This is a genomic window from Rhodococcus sp. Leaf278, from assembly GCF_001426085.1.
Classification (GTDB): domain Bacteria; phylum Actinomycetota; class Actinomycetes; order Mycobacteriales; family Mycobacteriaceae; genus Rhodococcoides.
The window spans coordinates 28,302-44,478 of the sequence record NZ_LMRR01000034.1 but is presented as its reverse complement, the minus strand read 5'-3'; the positions used below and the strand labels follow the sequence as shown (position 1 = coordinate 44,478).

The window sequence follows — 16,177 nt, the reverse complement described above, 5'->3', positions numbered from 1 at the left end:
TGGACGGATTTCTCCGGATTTTCGTCCATAACCTCGAACTCGGCACTGCTCGCTCGCGCTAGGGTGCGATCCGATGAACAACGAACGCAGTCGGCTGATCGGCATCGGCTATCGAATGCTGGGGTCCTACAGCGACGCCGAAGACGCTGCGTCCGAGGCTTTGGTCCGGTGGTACCGACTCACCGATGTCGAACGGGACGCCATCGACGTTCCCGCAGCGTGGCTCACCCGCGTTGTGAGCCGCATCTGTCTCGATGTCCTCGGATCGGCCCGCGTGCGACGCGAGAACTACGTCGGCCGATGGTTGCCGGAACCCGTCCCCGGCCTGCACTCGGTGGATTCGACGGCCGCGGACCCAGCCGACGTTGTGGCACAACAGGATTCAGTCACTCTCGCCTTGCTTGTCGTTCTCGAATCGCTCTCTCCGGCGCAGCGAGTCGCATTCGTCCTGCACGACGCGTTCGCCTTGCCGTTCGACGAGATCGCAGCCGTGCTCGACCGCTCCCCTGCTGCCTGCCGCCAACTCGCGTCTGCCGCCCGACAGCGTCTGCACGAGCGTCACCTCGTCCCCGCCGACCCCATCGACCACGATCGCGTCGTCCGCGCCTTCGCGATCGCCTCGGGAGGCGGCGACCTCGACACGCTCGTCTCGTTGCTTTCCCCCGATGTCACGCTGGTCAGCGACGGAGGTGGGCAGGTCTCCGCGGCCCGCAATCCTGTGGTCGGCTCCGATCGAGTCGCTCGTTTCATCCGAGGGATAACCGCCAAGGCGACCGATCTGGATTGGCATATCGAGACCGTGAACGGCCTCTCCGGCATCGTGATCCGGCGCAGCGGGCAGGTGTTCGGCGTCATCGGGTTCCACACCATGGACGGTGTGGTGGCCGACGTCTGGATCGTGCTGAATCCGGACAAACTCCGACACTGGGCCTGACCCCCGCCATACGTTCTCCACGGCTGCATCGTCGTACTGTCGAGACCCGCCACTCGTCGGGTCCGACAACTCGATCGATGAACAGGTGGAAACGCGATGAAACTAGCCATAGCCGGTGGAACGGGCACCGTCGGAGCGCATGTCGTCGATGTCGCTCACGAACGCGGACACGAGGTCGTCGTTCTGTCCCGATCAGCGGGTGTGGATCTGGTCGACGGCTCAGGACTGTCAGCCGCATTGTCCGGCGTCGACGCGGTGATCGATGTCGCGTCGACGCAGACCGTCTCCGCGAAAGAGTCGACGGCGTTCTTCGATGCCGTTACCGGCAACCTGTTGGCGGCGGAGTTCGAGGCCGGTGTCGGCCATCACCTGGCGCTGTCCATCGTGGGGATAGACAAGGCTCCGCATGCGTACTACGCCGGAAAGGTGAAGCAGGAACGCATTATTCACGCCGGGACAGTGCCGTGGACAATTCTCCGGGCCACTCAGTTCCACGAATTCGCCGGCCAGATCCGCTCGCAGATGTCGTTCGGTCCGGTGAGCATCATTCCGAAGATGGTCTCCCAGCCGATCGCCGCGCGAGAGGTAGCCGAGCGATTGATCGATTTGGCAGAGAAGTCCCCGGCCGGCCGAGTCGCCGACCTCGGTGGACCGCGGGAAGAACGAATGGCAGAGATGGTTCGTGGGTACGCACGGACGATCGGTGCCCGAGGTCTGGTGCTCGAGCTTCCGATTCCCGGCGCGTACGGTCGCGCCATGCGCGACGGAACCCTTGTCACCACAACCGATTCGGATCACGGTCGACAGACCTTCGGCCAATGGTTGGCCGCTCGAGAACAATGATCGTGCCGCCGAACTCGACGTTGTGAACGGATCTCAGTGAATTACCGTCCATAATTTCGAGTTCGGCGGACCGATATCGGACAATTCACCCTTTTCGTGAACCCAGACCGACCGAAGTGGAAATGGAAGCCCATTTCGCTCCCATGGCTCAGACGCGAGGACGATGATGGCGATCGACCACCATGGACGCTGGTTCACCTCGAAAGCTGGGTCGTGCGATGACGCAATCAACAGATCGGTACACCGCCAAAGTTATCGGAGTCACCATTGCCGCGGCCGTCGGCGGCTTCCTGTTCGGATTCGATTCGTCCGTTGTCAACGGTGCGGTCGATTCCATCCAGGAAAACTTCGCCCTGTCGTCGTTCGTCACCGGCTTCGCCGTAGCTATCGCGCTCCTCGGCTGCGCTGTCGGTGCGTGGTTCGCCGGTCGGCTCGCCGACAGCTGGGGCCGCAAGAAGGTGATGCTGCTCGGTTCCGCGCTCTTCACCATCTCGTCCGTAGGCTCCGGGTTTGCTTTCAGCGTCCCGGACCTGATGCTCTGGCGGGTGTTGGGCGGACTGGGCATCGGCATCGCGTCGGTGATCGCACCCGCTTACATCTCGGAAATAGCGCCGGCTCGCTATCGCGGCGGATTGGCATCGTTGCAGCAGCTCGCGATCACAATCGGCATCTTCGCCGCTCTCCTCTCGGACGCGGTGCTCCAGAACGCGGCCGGCGGTCCGTCGAACGATCTGTGGTTCGGCCTCGAAGCCTGGCGATGGATGTTCCTGGTCGGCGTGGCACCCGCTCTCGTCTACGGCTTTCTCGCCACCCTCATCCCCGAGTCACCCAGGTACCTCGTCGGCAAGCACCTCGACGAGGAGGCGGCACGCATCCTCGGTGAAATCTCCGGAGAAGTGAATCCGAACGAGCGCGTCAAAGAAATCCGACTGACCTTGCGCCGCGAATCCAAGTCGTCGTTCGGCGATATCCGTGGACCCAAATTCGGTTTGCAACCCATCGTCTGGGTCGGCATCACGATGGCCGTACTGCAACAGTTCGTCGGAATCAACGCAATCTTCTATTACTCGACGACACTGTGGAAGTCCGTGGGATTCAGCGAAAACCAATCTTTCGTCACCTCGGTCATCACCTCCGTCATCAACGTCTCGATGACGTTCGTCGCCATCTTGTTCGTCGATCGATTCGGACGCCGCAACCTGTTGATGATCGGCTCGATCGGAATGTTCGTCGGACTGGTATTGGCGGCCGTGTCGTTCACTCAGGCCGTAGGCAGCGGCGACCAGCTGGAGTTGCCGTCGCCCTGGGGTCCCGTCGCGCTGGTGGGGGCCAACCTGTTCGTCGTCTTCTTTGCCGCTACCTGGGGACCGATCATGTGGGTGATGCTCGGCGAGATGTTCCCCAACCGAATGCGTGCCGTGGCACTCGGCATCAGTACCGCAGCGAACTGGGTCGCGAACTTCGCCATCACCCTGGCATTCCCCCCGTTGTCCGACACCATCGGACTCGGATTCATTTATTCGTTCTTCGCGTTCTTTGCGATCCTGTCGTTCTTCTTCGTCAAGTACAAGATAAGGGAGACCAAGGGCATGGAGCTCGAGGACATGGTGATCTGACATGCCTACGTTCGTCGTCGAATACGACTACGCACCCGACACATCCTCCGGCCGTGACGATCACCGGACCGACCACCGCGCCTGGTTACGAGAACTGGAGCGTCGCAACATCCTTCGATCGTCGAACCCACGCGCCGATCACAGTGGCGCAACGATGATCGTCGAGGGTGTGGACAAGGAAAGCGTGGAACGCATGTTCGCACACGACCCGTTCGCACTCGCGCATCTCGTCGAGCACGTTCGCGTCAGCGAATGGGCGACGGGCGCATAGCCCGTCGCTGGCAATCAAATACTCTTGGCCCAATCCGAGACCCGCTGCACGACGTCCTCGCACGTCAAACCGAGTTCGTGGTGCAGTTGTTCACGCGACGCGTGATCCAAGAATCGTTGTGGCACACCGAGATCGCGGCACGGAGTGTCGACGCCTGCTCCTCGCAGAGCCGCCGAGAGGGCAGAGCCGATGCCCCCGTGCAGACCGCTGTCCTCGATGGTCACGACGAGTCGGTAGTCCTCGGCCAGCTTCAGCAGCGACTGCGGAATCGGGAGCACCCAGCGTGGATCGACGACGGCCACCGAAAGACCGTCGTGCCGAAGTTTCTTCGCAGCCTCGAGGGCGAGTGAACCGAACACACCGACCGCAACGATCAAGACGTCGCCGGTCGCATCCGCTGGCTCGGCCAATACGTCGACGATTCCGTCCAGTCGCCGGACGGCCGAGACGGTCTCGGTGACAGCACCTTTCGGGAACCGCAGTGCAGTGGGTCCGTCGGACGTCGCGATCGCCTCGGCAAGCTCTTCGCGCAGAGTCTCGGCGTCACGCGGCGCCGCTACTTTCATTCCGGGAACGATGCCGAGCAGAGACATGTCCCACATGCCGTTGTGGCTGGCACCGTCGGCACCGGTGACTCCCGCACGGTCCAGCACCACAGTGACCGGAAGTCCGAGCAAGGCCACATCCATCAGCAACTGATCGAACGCGCGATTGAGGAAGGTCGAATAGATGGCGACCACTGGATGCATCCCACCGAGTGCGAGCCCGGCAGCCGATGTCATTGCATGCTGCTCGGCGATTCCGACATCGAACAATCGGTCGGGGAATCGAACGCCGAACGCAGCGAGCCCGGTCGGCGCGGCCATTGCCGCGGTGATCGCAACGACGTCCTCGTTATGCTCACCCTGCTCGATGAGCGCTGCGGAGAACACCGAGGTCCAGTCCGGAGCTGATTTCGATCGAGCAAGTCCGGTCGCCGGATCGATGACTCCGGTGGCGTGCATCTGATCGGCGACGTCGTTCTCGGCATGGACGTAGCCCATACCCTTGCGCGTCACTGCGTGAACGATGACCGGTCCGCCGTACGCCTTGGCTCGGCGCAGAGCGGATTCCATTGCGTGCTGATCGTGGCCGTCGACCGGGCCCAGGTACTTGATGCCGAGATCGGTGAACATCACCTGGGGACTGAGAGCGTCCTTCACGCCGGCTTTCACGCCGTGCAGCATCCGGTACGCGGTGGGCCCGACTACGGGCATCTTGCGCACGATACGGCGCCCGTTGTCCAGCATTTTCTCGTACTCGGGCTGCAGTCGTAGCGCCGCGAGATGATCGGCAAGTCCGCCGATGGTCGGGGCGTAGGAGCGGCCGTTGTCGTTGACGACGATGACCAACGATCGATTGTGCCCGGCTGCGATGTTGTTCAGCGCTTCCCAGCACATGCCGCCGGTGAGAGCGCCGTCGCCGACAACGGCGACCACGTGCCGATCGGTCTCGCCTTTGAGCGCGAACGCCTTGGCCAACCCGTCGGCGTAGGACAGGGAGGCCGACGCGTGCGAGGACTCGACCCAGTCGTGTTCGCTCTCGGTCCGGGACGGATAGCCCGACAGACCACCCTGCTTGCGGAGTGTGTCGAACAAGCCGGTCCGCCCGGTGAGCATCTTGTGAACGTAGGCCTGGTGACCGGTGTCGAAGATGACGGGATCACGCGGTGAATCGAAGATGCGGTGGATCGCCAACGTCAGCTCCACCACGCCCAGATTCGGCCCGAGGTGGCCACCCGTGGCAGACACCTTCTCCACGAGAAATGCGCGGATCTCGCGGGCCAATTCGGCCAGCTCTGTACTACCGAGGTCGCGCAAGTCCTCGGGCGTCTGAATTCGCGCTAGGACACCCAACGAGATCGCTCCCTCCGGCCGAAAAAACACTGGACAATTCAGTCTACGGAGTTGTCGTCCCCGCGCTGCTCCGCCCAGCGTGGTGTCGGTGACACTACCGTCGAACTCCGAGGTGCCCCAGATCAGCCGCCCCTAACCTCGACAGTGATCCACAGGACACCACATACAGTGACGACCATGAGCAACGTCGTCGATGCCATCCTGTGCCGAGTTCACGAAATGTGCCGAGACGACACGACCGGCCAGGTGGCGGATTACATCCCCGAGCTCGCCGCCGTCACGCCGGACGGCTTCGGAATAGCACTGACTACCACCGACGGTTACGTCTACGAGGTCGGAGACACCCGACTCCCCTTCACGATCCAATCGATTTCCAAGCCGTTCACCTATGCGCTGGCGTTGGCCGACCGCGGGCTCGACGCCGTCGCGAACAAGATCGACATCGAGCCGTCGGGCGAGCCGTTCAACGAGATCAGCCTCGACCCCGTCACCGAGCGACCGCGAAACCCGATGATCAACGCGGGTGCCATCACGTCGGCATCTCTCATCGCCGGCCGGACACCGCAGGATCGATTCGAGCGTATCCGCGCCTCGTACTCGCGATATGCAGGGAGGTCCCTCAGCTTCAACGACGCCGTCTACCGTTCGGAGGCGCGAACCGGTAATCGGAACCGGGCGATCGGATACATGCTCCGTTCTTTCGACATCATCGATCACGACCCGGACGCGGCCGTCGACCTCTACTTTCGACAGTGTTCGATCGACGTGACCGCGGCGGACCTCGCGATGATGGCGGCCACCATGGCCAACAACGGTGTCAATCCACGGACTCGAGAACGCGCGCTGGCACCGGTTCTCGTCGAACGGGTGTTGTCGGTGATGACGACGTGCGGGATGTACGACGGCGCGGGCGACTGGGTGGCTCGAGTGGGAATGCCCGCCAAGAGCGGTGTCGGGGGCGGGATCCTCGCGGTACTCCCGGGACAGATGGGCATCGCCGTCTACTCACCGCGGCTCGACTCCCACGGGAACAGCGTTCGCGGCGTCGCCGCCTGCCGGGAATTGTCGAACCGCCTCGAACTGCACTTTCTTCATGTCACACGCGCGGCGAAGTCGTCGATTCGCCGCAGGTACGTACTCACCGAGGCACCGTCGCGAAAGCGGCGTTCCGACGTCGAACAAGCCACCTTGGCCGCAGTGGGAGACCGCGCCCGCGTGTACGAGCTGCACGGAGATCTGTTGTTCTCCGGTGCCGAGACCGCCGTGCGGGAGATCGGCGACCTGGACCGAGAACTCGACGCCCTCGTGATCGATGTGCGTGGTGTCGACGAGGTCAGTGCCATCGCGCGCACGATGTTCGAGGATCTGCGCCAGGATCTCGCCGAACACGGCTGCGTGGTGTGTCTGGTGGATCCGAGGGCGATCATGGGACACACCAGCTCTAGTCTCGACCCGGCCGATCCGGCGGGCCGGGTCTATTCGAGCCTGGGTTCGGCCATCCAGTGGGCCGAGAACCTCCTGCTGGATCGGCATTGCGCAGGTCTGCGACAGCCGACCCAGATCACAGCCGCCGAACATCCGCTGCTGGCCGGACTGTCGGATGCTCAGCTGGAAGCCGTGAAACCGTATTTGGAGAAACGGCACTATGTCCGCGGAGACGTCATCGTACGGCGGGGCGATGCTGCCGCCGGCCTGTTCCTCATGCTGCGCGGCGAAGTGACGTCCACGGCCCTGGCGGCCGACGGCGGCACACATCGAATCACCACGCTGTCGCCCGGAATGAGCTTCGGCGAGATGCCGTTACTGATGGCCGTGCCGTTTCTGCTCGATATGGTCGCGGATACACCGGTCGATCTGGTGGTGGTCTCGGTCCAGCACTTCGAGGCACTCACTCGCGACGCGCCCGAGGTCAAACTGTCTCTGTTGGAAAATCTGGCCACCGGTGCGTACGGCCAGATGGCCGCGGTGATCAAAACGCTCGGGCGGTTCGACTTCGGCATGTGAGACCGAAGGCCGAACCGCCCGGAATGCGCCTGATGTCGGTCAGGCACCCAGCGTCAGCATGGTGAGCACTTCGGTGGGCTGCGGGGAGCCACCTGCCGGCTCGAGGGAGAAGGCGAAGTTCGTCGACGATCCGAGACCGTCGACCACCGTGCCGTTCTCGGAGGTGAGCTGATCCTCGCTCACCACACCGGCGGATCTCGGTGCACCGTCCACGAACCACATTTGGTAGACGCGGCCGGGCGGTGGCTGCGGAACTCCGTCGAGATCGACGACGACAGCATCCTGGGAGAGCGAGTACGACACGGTTGCCAAGCCGCCACCGGGGAACTCCGCCGATGCCTGACGCGCATCGGGCGCAGCCACGATCTGGTCGGCCTGCGACGGCTGGGCATCGTTACCCATCGTCTGCGTGACGACCACCACGCCGCCGACAGCGACAACCACTGCGGCAGCAGCCGACATCATCGAATAGCGCCAGGACTTCGAGCGCTCACGTCGATGCCGGTGCAGCGGAGTGACATTCGGCGGGAGCTCACGAACCGTGGGTTCCTGCCCGCTCGAGGCAACTCGAGCGAGCACGTCGCTACGTAGTCGGGCCGGCGCAGGTGCCGCGTCGACCGCGGCGGCCAACGCCAGTGTCTCGTGGATCTCGCTGACGAGAACGTCGAACTGAGCGCGTGCGGTGTCGTCGACGCGCAGCCGTTCGGTTTCGATATCGCGTCGCTCGGTTTCGGTGGTCGCGTACAGGGCATAGACCTCCGCGTCGTCGAGGAGCCGTTGCCGTGACGATTCGCTCATTGCGGGATCACCCCCAGGCAATTCTTCAATTTGATCAATCCGTCTCGTATGCGCGACTTGATGGTAGGAACGGCGACCCCGAGCCGTTCCGCAACTTCGCGATAGGTGTAACCGCTGTAGTAAGCCATTCGTACCGACTCGCTCTGCGTATCGGTCAGAGTTTCGAGGCAGGCCACCACGGCCTCCGATTCGAGCCGTTGAGTCACCGTCTCGAGCACTTCGTCGTGTTCGGGTGTGTGGCTCACTGCGCCGTACGCCGCCTCACGGTCGGTACCCGACTGCTCGCTGCGAACTCGATCGACGGCGCGGCGATGAGCCAGCGTCATGATCCAGGCGAGTGGACTCCCCTGATTAGGGTCGTAATTCGGTGCTGCGCGCCAGATCTGGAGGAACACCTCCTGCGCGGTTTCCTCGCTGTATCCCGGGTCGCGAAGCACTCGCAGCACCATGCCGTAGACGCGCGCGGACGTGGCGTCGTACAACTCTGCGAATGCCGCTCGATCACCCTGGGCAACCGATGCCATCAACCGCCGAAGACGGTCCGTCTCGTCGGCTCGCAAATTCTTCAACTGTGGACTGGGTACAGCGCAGACGGCGCTGTCGTCCGTATAGCCCTTGGCAGCGTCGGGCGCCCGGTCACGGCCGGCATCCGACGATCCGGACAACGGCGCGCTCATCGAAAGGTCGTCCCAACAGACGGGTTCATGATCGAGTTCATCGAACACGACACTAGTGGTCATAGTGCTCTCATATCGAAACCTCCGCGTTTTCCCGCCGCGGTACATATTCGGAACAAACCGGCCGAAGGATGGTTCGGGTACACAAATTCGTTTGCACCGTACTGGACCGCAATTCATCCTTGGTGGAGAATCGGACAATCGTGGGTAATCGGGCGATCTGCCCACCGGAGGAAACGAGAGACATGGCGGCCATCGAGACACGCGGTCTGGTCAAGCGATTCGGGGCGAATATCGCCGTCGACGGCGTCGATCTGTCCATCCCGTCCGGTGGGGTCTACGGCGTCCTCGGGCCCAACGGTGCAGGCAAGACCACGACCATCCGAATGCTTGCCACACTGCTCCCGATCGACGGCGGTAGCGCGCGCGTATTGGGGCACGACGTGGCGAGCGAACCCGAGGCGGTTCGGCAGAAGGTCGCTCTGACAGGCCAATTCGCCTCGTTGGACGAGGATCTGACCGGTACGGAGAATCTGGTTCTGCTCGCCCGATTGCTCGGATATTCACGGCCCGCCGCCCGGTCGCGGGCCGAGCAGTTGCTGGCCGCGTTCGATATCGCCGACGCCGGGCCGAGGCAGGTCAAAACCTACTCCGGCGGAATGCGCCGACGCATCGACATCGCCGCCAGCATCATCGTCACTCCCGAGCTGATATTTCTGGACGAACCCACCACCGGACTCGATCCACGCAGCCGAAACCACGTGTGGGAGATCATCCGTGCATTGGTGGCGGGCGGGACGACGGTGCTTCTGACAACCCAGTATCTCGACGAGGCCGATCAATTGGCCGGGCGTGTCGCGGTCATCGACCACGGCAAGGTCATCGCGGAAGGTACGACCGGCGAGTTGAAAGCATCGGTGGGATCGAACTCGCTTCACCTCCGTGTTCTCGATGCGGCGCAACGAACTGCGGCCGCGCAGATCCTGCGAGATCTGCTCGGCGGCACCGTCACGGAGGATCTGGATCCGTCGACAGTCACGGCGCGTCTCGACAACCCGGCACAGGCTGCGCCCGTGTTGCCTGCACTCGAGACGGCGGGAATTTCCATCGCGTCCTTCACACTCGGCCAACCGAGCTTGGACGAGGTGTTTCTTGCCCTCACCGGGCATGAGGCGGGAGTGGAGCCTGCAGGAACGACCCATCAGGCGGGAGTGGAGCCTGCAGGAACGACCGACTTGTCCGCGTCCGACCGAGAGGTGGCGTCGTGACCGCCGAAGCGCAGCAGTCGACTCCGAAGGCCTCGACCATCATCGACGTGCTCGGCGCCGGTGGGCCCCGTCCCCCGCGGCCCTCGTCGCTGTCCACGTCGTTGAGCTTCGGGTGGCGGGCCCTGCTCAAGATCAAGCACGTGCCCGAGCAGTTGTTCGACGTGACGGCCTTCCCGATCATGTTCACGCTGCTGTTCACGTACTTGTTCGGCGGCGCGCTCGCCGGCTCGACCGACGCATACATTCAGTTCCTGCTTCCCGGCATTCTGGTGCAGACCGTGGTGATGATCACGATGTACACCGGCGTCACGATGAACAAGGACATCGAGAAGGGCGTGTTCGATCGTTTCCGCTCGTTGCCGATCTGGCGTCCGTCACCGTTGGTCGGCGCGCTGCTCGGCGACGTGGTGCGCTATACGCTCGCCTCGGTGATCGTGCTGATCCTGGGCTTCGTCCTCGGGTTCAGGCCGCAGGGTGGCCTGGTCGGCATCGTCGCTTCGATAGCTCTGCTGCTGATGTTTTCGTTCTGTCTGTCCTGGATCTGGACGATGATCGCCATGATCGTGCGCACCGAGGCCGCAGTGATGGGTGTGTCGATGTTCATCCTGTTCCCGCTGACATTCGCGAGCAACATCTTCGTCGACCCCAACACGATGCCGGGTTGGCTGCGTGCGTTCGTGGACGTCAACCCGGTCAGCTTCTTGGTGACGTCTCTGCGCGGCTTGATGCAGGGCGATCTCGACACGGGCCAGTTGGGAGTGACACTGGTGCTGTGCGCCGTTCTGCTGGCGGTGTTCGGACCGATCACGATGCGGCTGTACAACAGAAAGTCCTGACGCGGCAGTTCGACATCTCAGCCGGTCAGGACGCTGCGCGCGCTCGATGCCGGCGCACCGCGTCGCGGTTGGAACACACCGTTCCGCAGTATCGCTGCGTTCCCGTTCGCGACGTGTCCGCAAATGCGAGGGAGCAGTCGGTTGCAGCGCAGCGAGAGAGGCGGGACATGCCGCGCCCCGTCAGATGCAACGCGGCGCCGACGCTCACCAGAGCTCTGATGACCCCGCCGAGGGCGATGTTCGGATCGCGATAGTGCATGTGCCACCCGTCTCCCGCGTGGTCGGTCAATCTCGGGTACGCGGCCGCCTGCGCCAGGAGGACGTTGAGCGCCTCGGCCCGGTCGGTCTCTGTGTCCGCGTCCACGACACGCGCCCACTGGCCCAGGAAGTCCAGTGTGTCGGCCAGATCGGCGTCGGTCGCCGTCCAATCGGGAACCAGGCCCGCATCGACGCAGCGTTCGCCCAGTTCGGTCGCCGTGGTGGGCGGCGCGTTGAGCAGGTCGATACCGAGTTTCACCGCGTATTCGCCGTAAGGGTTGATATGCACAAGACCATTACATCACAGTGGACGCATGCACACCGAACACACCTGGACCACCCACTCCACCCACCCCACGAGCGAGGGTCTCGTCGGATACCAGGGCTGCCGGTGCGGAGCCCAACGCATCGTCTCGGTCCCCACCGAGCGCTTCGCACCCGTCGCCGAGGTTGCCCGTCACGCCTGACCGATCACTGCAGAGTGCGCGCCACCTCGGGCACCACCGTGTCGAGGGCGTAACCGATCGACAATGGCGAGTTGGTCGCGTGGGACCTCGCGATCACCGGGTCGTCGAACACGATGGACCGTCCGTCCGCTACCGCCGGAATCCGCTGGAACAAGGGGTTGTCGGTCACCTCCGTCGGCGACTTCTCGATCGGAAACACGACGAGTAGGTCGGCGTCGAGAAGATCGAGCTCCTCCCCCGACACCGGAACCGAGAATCCTTTCGGCGTCAGCGCATCGATGGTCGGACTGGTGACGAACCCGAGCTTCTTCATGAACTCGAGTCGACTGTTCGACGAGATATACGCCCCGAACCCGGTACCGCTGTACGCACCCACGACGACCGTTCTGCCGGCGAACTCGGGATGAGCAGCGGCGGCGGCCAGAAATCGATCGGAGATTCCGGCGAGCAGAGCCTCGCCGTCCGACCGTTGACCGAGCGCGGTCGACACCATGGTGACCTGCTGCTCGAGCGAGGTCAGATAGTTGTCCGATCCCTCGGGCACACCGACGGTGGGCGCGATGGCCGACAGCGTCGCATGCCGCTCGGGGTCACCCGAGCTCTTGGTATCGAGGATCAGATCCGGTGCCAGTGCGGCCACCTGCTCGTAGGACGGCTCCTGGGTACCGATGATCTGCGGCGGCGCGTCGTAGAGACCGGCGGCCCACGGCCCGACACCGTCGCCGCCGAACGCCAGCCAATCGCTGGCACCGACCGGTGAGACTCCCAGCGCCAGTGCAGTTTCGGCGTCACCCCACCCGAGCGCCACGACGCGCTGCGGCGGGTTGTCGATGGTCACAGCACCGAACTTCGTCTCGACTGTGGCGGGAAACGCCGCTCCGGTCACACCCTGGTCGGCGGACGGATCGGGTGTCTGGACCGAGCTCGAACTACACGACACGGCACCCGTGAAGGACAGCGCGAGGATCAGGCCGACGACGATCGTGCTACGAATTTTCACAGCGAAGACGGTACGACACCAACGTGTTAATTGGTAAGCCAACCCTATTTTTTGACGAAACGCCCGATGCACTCCACGTGACTGGTCAGGGGAAACGCGTCGAAGGCGCGAACGTCGGTGAGCTCGTATCCCGCGCCGCGGTACAGGCTCACATCTCGCGCGAACGACGCAGGATCACAGCCGACGTGTACCACCGAACGAGGACCTCTGGCGGCGAGGGCGTCGATCACGTCGCGTCCAGCTCCCGCGCGAGGTGGATCGAGCACTGCTACCGCCACGGGTTCGGCCAACGCATCCATCGAACGCTCGACGCGTCCCGGCACGAACGAGACCTGCGTGAGGTCTGCCAGAGCCGAACGCCCGTCCTCGGCCGCTCGGCGGGAGAACTCGACGCTGGTCACATGTCCTTCCCGCCCTACCCCGGCGGCGAGAGACGCCGCGAACACCCCGACACCGCCGTACAGGTCCCAGGCACCGTCGCCCGGAGACGCGTCCGCCCATTCCGCCACCACGTCCGTGTAGACCTGGGCAGCACCTCGATGGGCTTGCCAGAAGCCGGTGGCGTCGAGAGTCCAGGCCCTGTCCGAGACGTATTCCGTCACCCGGCCCGACCCGATCACGGCCTTCTCCGCTCGCGCCCGAGACGACGCTGCCCGACGGGCCGATGCCCCGCGGCGACCCGGGGATCTGCGCCCGGTGGTCGAAAGCTGAGCCGGTGCGATCTCCACGACGTGCCGCGTACCGGCTCCGTCGAGCACCACTTGCAGTTCTGCGCCCGGCCGCCACTGCTGGCCGGACAGCCCCTCGAACGCAGCTGCATCCATTTGCGGACAGGACAATTCGTTGACGATCGAACTACTGCGATAGCGGTGGTAGCCCGGCCGCCCGCCGGAATCGACGGCAAGTCGAACGCGGGTGCGCCAACCGGTGCCGTCGCCGGTCCCCGGCAATTCCTCGACGCGCACCTCGCGCTCGAGACCGGCGACGCGGCGAAGCTGCTCGGCGACGACGAACGACTTCAATCGACGACCCGCATCGGCAGTCGTGTGGGAGTAATCGCAGCATCCGGAACCGCCCGGTCCGGCGATGGGGCAGCGCGCATCCACCCGGTCCGCGGACGCAGACAGGATCTCCACGGCATCGGCTCGACAGAACGATCCGCCTCGGTCCTCGGTCACCCGGGCAACCACTCGCTCTCCTGGCAGACCGTGACGAACGAACATCACCCGGCCGTCGTGGCGAGCCACGCAGAATCCCCCGTGCCCCGGTGCGCCCAGTTCGACCTCGAGCAGCAGCCCGAACCAGCTCTCGGTCACTTGCCCGCCGGGGGCTCGTAGCCTCGACGCGACGCCCCCGGTGCATTGCCGAGCACCTCGCGTTTGGCCTTCTCGGACGAACGCAGCTGCCAGGGCACGCTGGTGACCATCACTCCAGGCTGGAACAGCAGTCGAGACTTCAGACGCAGCGCGCTCTGGTTGTGCAGAACCTGCTCCCACCAATGCCCCACGACGTATTCGGGAATGAAGACGGTGACGACGTCGCGGGGCGAGTCGCGTCGAACGCGCTTGACGTAATCGAGGACCGGTTTGGTCACCTCCCGGTAGGGCGATTCGACGACCTTGAGCGGTACCGATACGTCACTGGCCTCCCATTCGCGCACCAGCGCGCGGGTATCGGCTTCGTCGACGTTGACGGTCACCGCCTCGAGGTTGTCGGGTCGGGTCGCTCGGGCGTAGGCCAGCGCGCGCAGCGTCGGCATGTGCAGCTTCGACACCAGCACGATCGAGTGTGTGCGGCTGGGCAGAACTCCGTCCCACTCCACGTCCTCGAGCTCGCGCGCCACGGTGTCGTAGTGCTTCCGGATCATGCGCATCAGCACGAAGATCGCCACCATGGCGACGATCGCGATCCATGCACCTGCAGCGAACTTCGTGATCAACACGATCACGAGCACCGTCCCGGTCATGCCGAGACCGACGCCGTTGACCACGCGCGACCGGTGCATCCGACGACGCTGATCACGGTCGGTCTCGGTGGACAACAAACGGGTCCAGTGTCGAACCATGCCAGTCTGGCTGAGTGTGAACGAGACGAACACACCCACGATGTACAGCTGGATGAGCTTGGTGACTTCCGCGCCGAACACGACGACGAAGACGATGGCAGCTCCGGACAGGAAGAGGATTCCGTTGCTGAACGCGAGGCGGTCTCCGCGGGTGTGGAGCTGTCGCGGGAGATAGCGATCCTGCGCCAGCACGGAACCGAGCACCGGGAAGCCGTTGAACGCGGTGTTGGCCGCGAGAACGAGGATGAGGGCCGTGACGGTGGTGATGAAGAAGAACCCGATGGGGAATCCGCTGAAGACTGCCTCCGCCAGCTGCGCGATGAGCGTCTTCTGTTGGTAGCCGTCCGGTGCTCCGACCAACTGGTAGTCGGGGTCCATGGCGTATTTGATACCGATCTTCTGCGCGAGCACGATGATGCCCATCAACAGCGTGATTCCGATCGCACCGAGCAGGAGCAGCGTTGTTGCCGCGTTACGAGACTTCGGCTTCTCGAACGCGGGCACACCGTTGCTGATGGCCTCGACTCCGGTCAGCGCCGCGCATCCGGACGAGAACGCCCGAGCGACGAGAAATGCGAACGCGATGCCGTACAGGTGCGAGTCCTCGGCCTTCAGATCGAAGGCCGCCGACTCCGCATGGATGTCGTCGCCGAGTACGTAGACCCGGAACAGGCCCCAGCCCAACATCAGCACCATGCCGCCCATGAAGGCGTACGTCGGGATCGCGAACGCCGTACCGGACTCCCGGATGCCGCGAAGATTGACAGAGGTGACCAAGACGATGGCCACCACCGCGAACAGCACCTTGTGCTGGGCCACGAACGGGACGGCCGACCCGATGTTCGACGCGGCCGCCGAGATCGACACCGCCACGGTCAGCACGTAATCCACCAACAGCGCGCTGCCGACCGTCAATCCGGCCGCGGGACCGAGGTTGGTGGTCGCGACCTCGTAGTCGCCGCCGCCCGATGGATACGCGTGCACGTTCTGCCGATAGCTGGCCACGACGACGGCCATCACCACACAGACCGCGAGACCGATCCACGGCGTGAAGGCAATTGCCGAGATACCTGCGACGGACAACACCAGAAAGATCTCTTCGGGGGCATAGGCCACCGACGACATGGCGTCGGAGGCGAACACCGGCAATGCGATTCGCTTGGGAAGCAACGTGTGACCGAGCTTGTCGCTTCGGAACGGCTTACCGAGCACTAGCCGCTTGGCGGCAGTCGAGACCTTGGACAC

Annotated in this window: 15 protein-coding genes; 8 read left to right on the top strand and 7 right to left on the bottom strand. The window is 64.0% G+C overall.

Annotation, left to right across the window (positions count from 1 at the left end; translation table 11 throughout):
• Positions 1-73: 73 nt before the first annotated feature.
• The 4 genes from sigJ to ASG84_RS19215 all read left to right on the top strand — a co-directional run bounded on the left by sigJ (position 74) and on the right by ASG84_RS19215 (position 3,664).
• A complete protein-coding gene (sigJ, locus tag ASG84_RS19230; protein WP_057478612.1) occupies positions 74-934 on the top strand; it encodes an RNA polymerase sigma factor SigJ in 861 nt (286 codons plus the stop codon).
• A 96-nt stretch (positions 935-1,030) separates the two neighbouring features.
• Positions 1,031-1,777: an SDR family oxidoreductase gene (locus ASG84_RS19225; RefSeq protein WP_057478611.1), complete on the top strand. Its 747-nt coding sequence runs from the start codon at positions 1,031-1,033 to the stop codon at positions 1,775-1,777.
• A 218-nt stretch (positions 1,778-1,995) separates the two neighbouring features.
• Positions 1,996-3,393, top strand: a complete 1,398-nt coding sequence (locus ASG84_RS19220; protein WP_057478779.1) for a sugar porter family MFS transporter — start codon at positions 1,996-1,998, stop codon at positions 3,391-3,393.
• 1 nt (position 3,394) lies between these two features.
• A complete protein-coding gene (locus ASG84_RS19215; protein ID WP_057478610.1) occupies positions 3,395-3,664 on the top strand; it encodes a YciI family protein in 270 nt (89 codons plus the stop codon).
• Positions 3,665-3,678: 14 nt separating this feature from the next.
• Here ASG84_RS19215 and dxs read toward each other — a convergent pair whose 3' ends face one another.
• Complete coding sequence (dxs, locus tag ASG84_RS19210; protein ID WP_057478778.1) at positions 3,679-5,559, bottom strand: 1-deoxy-D-xylulose-5-phosphate synthase; 1,881 nt, start codon at positions 5,557-5,559, stop codon at positions 3,679-3,681.
• A 177-nt stretch (positions 5,560-5,736) separates the two neighbouring features.
• Between dxs and glsA the strand changes: the two genes are divergently transcribed.
• Positions 5,737-7,563 (top strand): glutaminase A, encoded by a 1,827-nt coding sequence (glsA, locus tag ASG84_RS19205; protein WP_057478777.1) that lies wholly within the window; start codon positions 5,737-5,739, stop codon positions 7,561-7,563.
• Positions 7,564-7,602: 39 nt separating this feature from the next.
• Here the strand turns inward: glsA and ASG84_RS19200 are convergent, their stop codons facing one another.
• On the bottom strand, positions 7,603-8,361 hold the full coding sequence (locus tag ASG84_RS19200; RefSeq protein WP_057478609.1) for an anti-sigma factor: 759 nt from the start codon (positions 8,359-8,361) through the stop codon (positions 7,603-7,605).
• Positions 8,358-9,101 carry a sigma-70 family RNA polymerase sigma factor gene (locus tag ASG84_RS19195; protein ID WP_057478608.1) on the bottom strand — a complete coding sequence of 248 codons (744 nt, stop codon included), beginning with the start codon at positions 9,099-9,101 and terminating at the stop codon, positions 8,358-8,360. Before ASG84_RS19195 ends, ASG84_RS19200 begins: the two co-directional genes overlap by 4 nt.
• A 182-nt stretch (positions 9,102-9,283) precedes the next feature.
• Between ASG84_RS19195 and ASG84_RS19190 the strand changes: the two genes are divergently transcribed.
• Both ASG84_RS19190 and ASG84_RS19185 read left to right on the top strand, forming a co-directional pair.
• Positions 9,284-10,306: an ATP-binding cassette domain-containing protein gene (locus ASG84_RS19190; protein ID WP_082521097.1), complete on the top strand. Its 1,023-nt coding sequence runs from the start codon at positions 9,284-9,286 to the stop codon at positions 10,304-10,306.
• Positions 10,303-11,142 (top strand): ABC transporter permease, encoded by an 840-nt coding sequence (locus ASG84_RS19185; RefSeq protein ID WP_057478607.1) that lies wholly within the window; start codon positions 10,303-10,305, stop codon positions 11,140-11,142. The genes ASG84_RS19190 and ASG84_RS19185 overlap by 4 nt, the downstream gene beginning before the upstream one ends.
• Positions 11,143-11,167: 25 nt before the next feature.
• Here the strand turns inward: ASG84_RS19185 and ASG84_RS19180 are convergent, their stop codons facing one another.
• Complete coding sequence (locus ASG84_RS19180) at positions 11,168-11,689, bottom strand: CGNR zinc finger domain-containing protein (protein ID WP_057478606.1); 522 nt, start codon at positions 11,687-11,689, stop codon at positions 11,168-11,170.
• Between the two features lie 25 nt (positions 11,690-11,714).
• Here ASG84_RS19180 and ASG84_RS28005 point away from each other — a divergent pair, with 25 nt between their 5' ends.
• A complete protein-coding gene (locus ASG84_RS28005) occupies positions 11,715-11,867 on the top strand; it encodes a hypothetical protein (RefSeq protein WP_200936629.1) in 153 nt (50 codons plus the stop codon).
• A gap of 4 nt (positions 11,868-11,871) precedes the next feature.
• Here ASG84_RS28005 and ASG84_RS19175 read toward each other — a convergent pair whose 3' ends face one another.
• Genes ASG84_RS19175 through ASG84_RS19165 form a run of 3 tightly spaced genes read right to left on the bottom strand, consistent with a single transcriptional unit; the run spans position 11,872 to position 16,177 of the window.
• Positions 11,872-12,867, bottom strand: a complete 996-nt coding sequence (locus tag ASG84_RS19175; RefSeq protein WP_057478605.1) for an iron-siderophore ABC transporter substrate-binding protein — start codon at positions 12,865-12,867, stop codon at positions 11,872-11,874.
• A 44-nt stretch (positions 12,868-12,911) separates the two neighbouring features.
• Positions 12,912-14,183, bottom strand: a complete 1,272-nt coding sequence (locus ASG84_RS19170) for a class I SAM-dependent RNA methyltransferase (protein WP_057478604.1) — start codon at positions 14,181-14,183, stop codon at positions 12,912-12,914.
• Positions 14,180-16,177, bottom strand: coding sequence for an APC family permease (locus ASG84_RS19165; protein ID WP_057478776.1), 1,998 nt, complete (start codon positions 16,175-16,177; stop codon positions 14,180-14,182). The genes ASG84_RS19170 and ASG84_RS19165 overlap by 4 nt, the downstream gene beginning before the upstream one ends.

What these genes read in the sequence shown, in the direction of transcription:
- ASG84_RS28005 (WP_200936629.1), top strand. Translation starts at nt 11,715, where the DNA reads ATGCACACCGAACACACCTGGACCACCCACTCCACCCACCCCACGAGC.
- ASG84_RS19195 (WP_057478608.1), bottom strand. Translation starts at nt 9,101, where the DNA reads ATGACCACTAGTGTCGTGTTCGATGAACTCGATCATGAACCCGTCTGT.
- sigJ (WP_057478612.1), top strand. Translation starts at nt 74, where the DNA reads ATGAACAACGAACGCAGTCGGCTGATCGGCATCGGCTATCGAATGCTG.
- ASG84_RS19220 (WP_057478779.1), top strand. Translation starts at nt 1,996, where the DNA reads ATGACGCAATCAACAGATCGGTACACCGCCAAAGTTATCGGAGTCACC.
- ASG84_RS19200 (WP_057478609.1), bottom strand. Translation starts at nt 8,361, where the DNA reads ATGAGCGAATCGTCACGGCAACGGCTCCTCGACGACGCGGAGGTCTAT.
- ASG84_RS19225 (WP_057478611.1), top strand. Translation starts at nt 1,031, where the DNA reads ATGAAACTAGCCATAGCCGGTGGAACGGGCACCGTCGGAGCGCATGTC.
- ASG84_RS19190 (WP_082521097.1), top strand. Translation starts at nt 9,284, where the DNA reads ATGGCGGCCATCGAGACACGCGGTCTGGTCAAGCGATTCGGGGCGAAT.
- glsA (WP_057478777.1), top strand. Translation starts at nt 5,737, where the DNA reads ATGAGCAACGTCGTCGATGCCATCCTGTGCCGAGTTCACGAAATGTGC.
- ASG84_RS19215 (WP_057478610.1), top strand. Translation starts at nt 3,395, where the DNA reads ATGCCTACGTTCGTCGTCGAATACGACTACGCACCCGACACATCCTCC.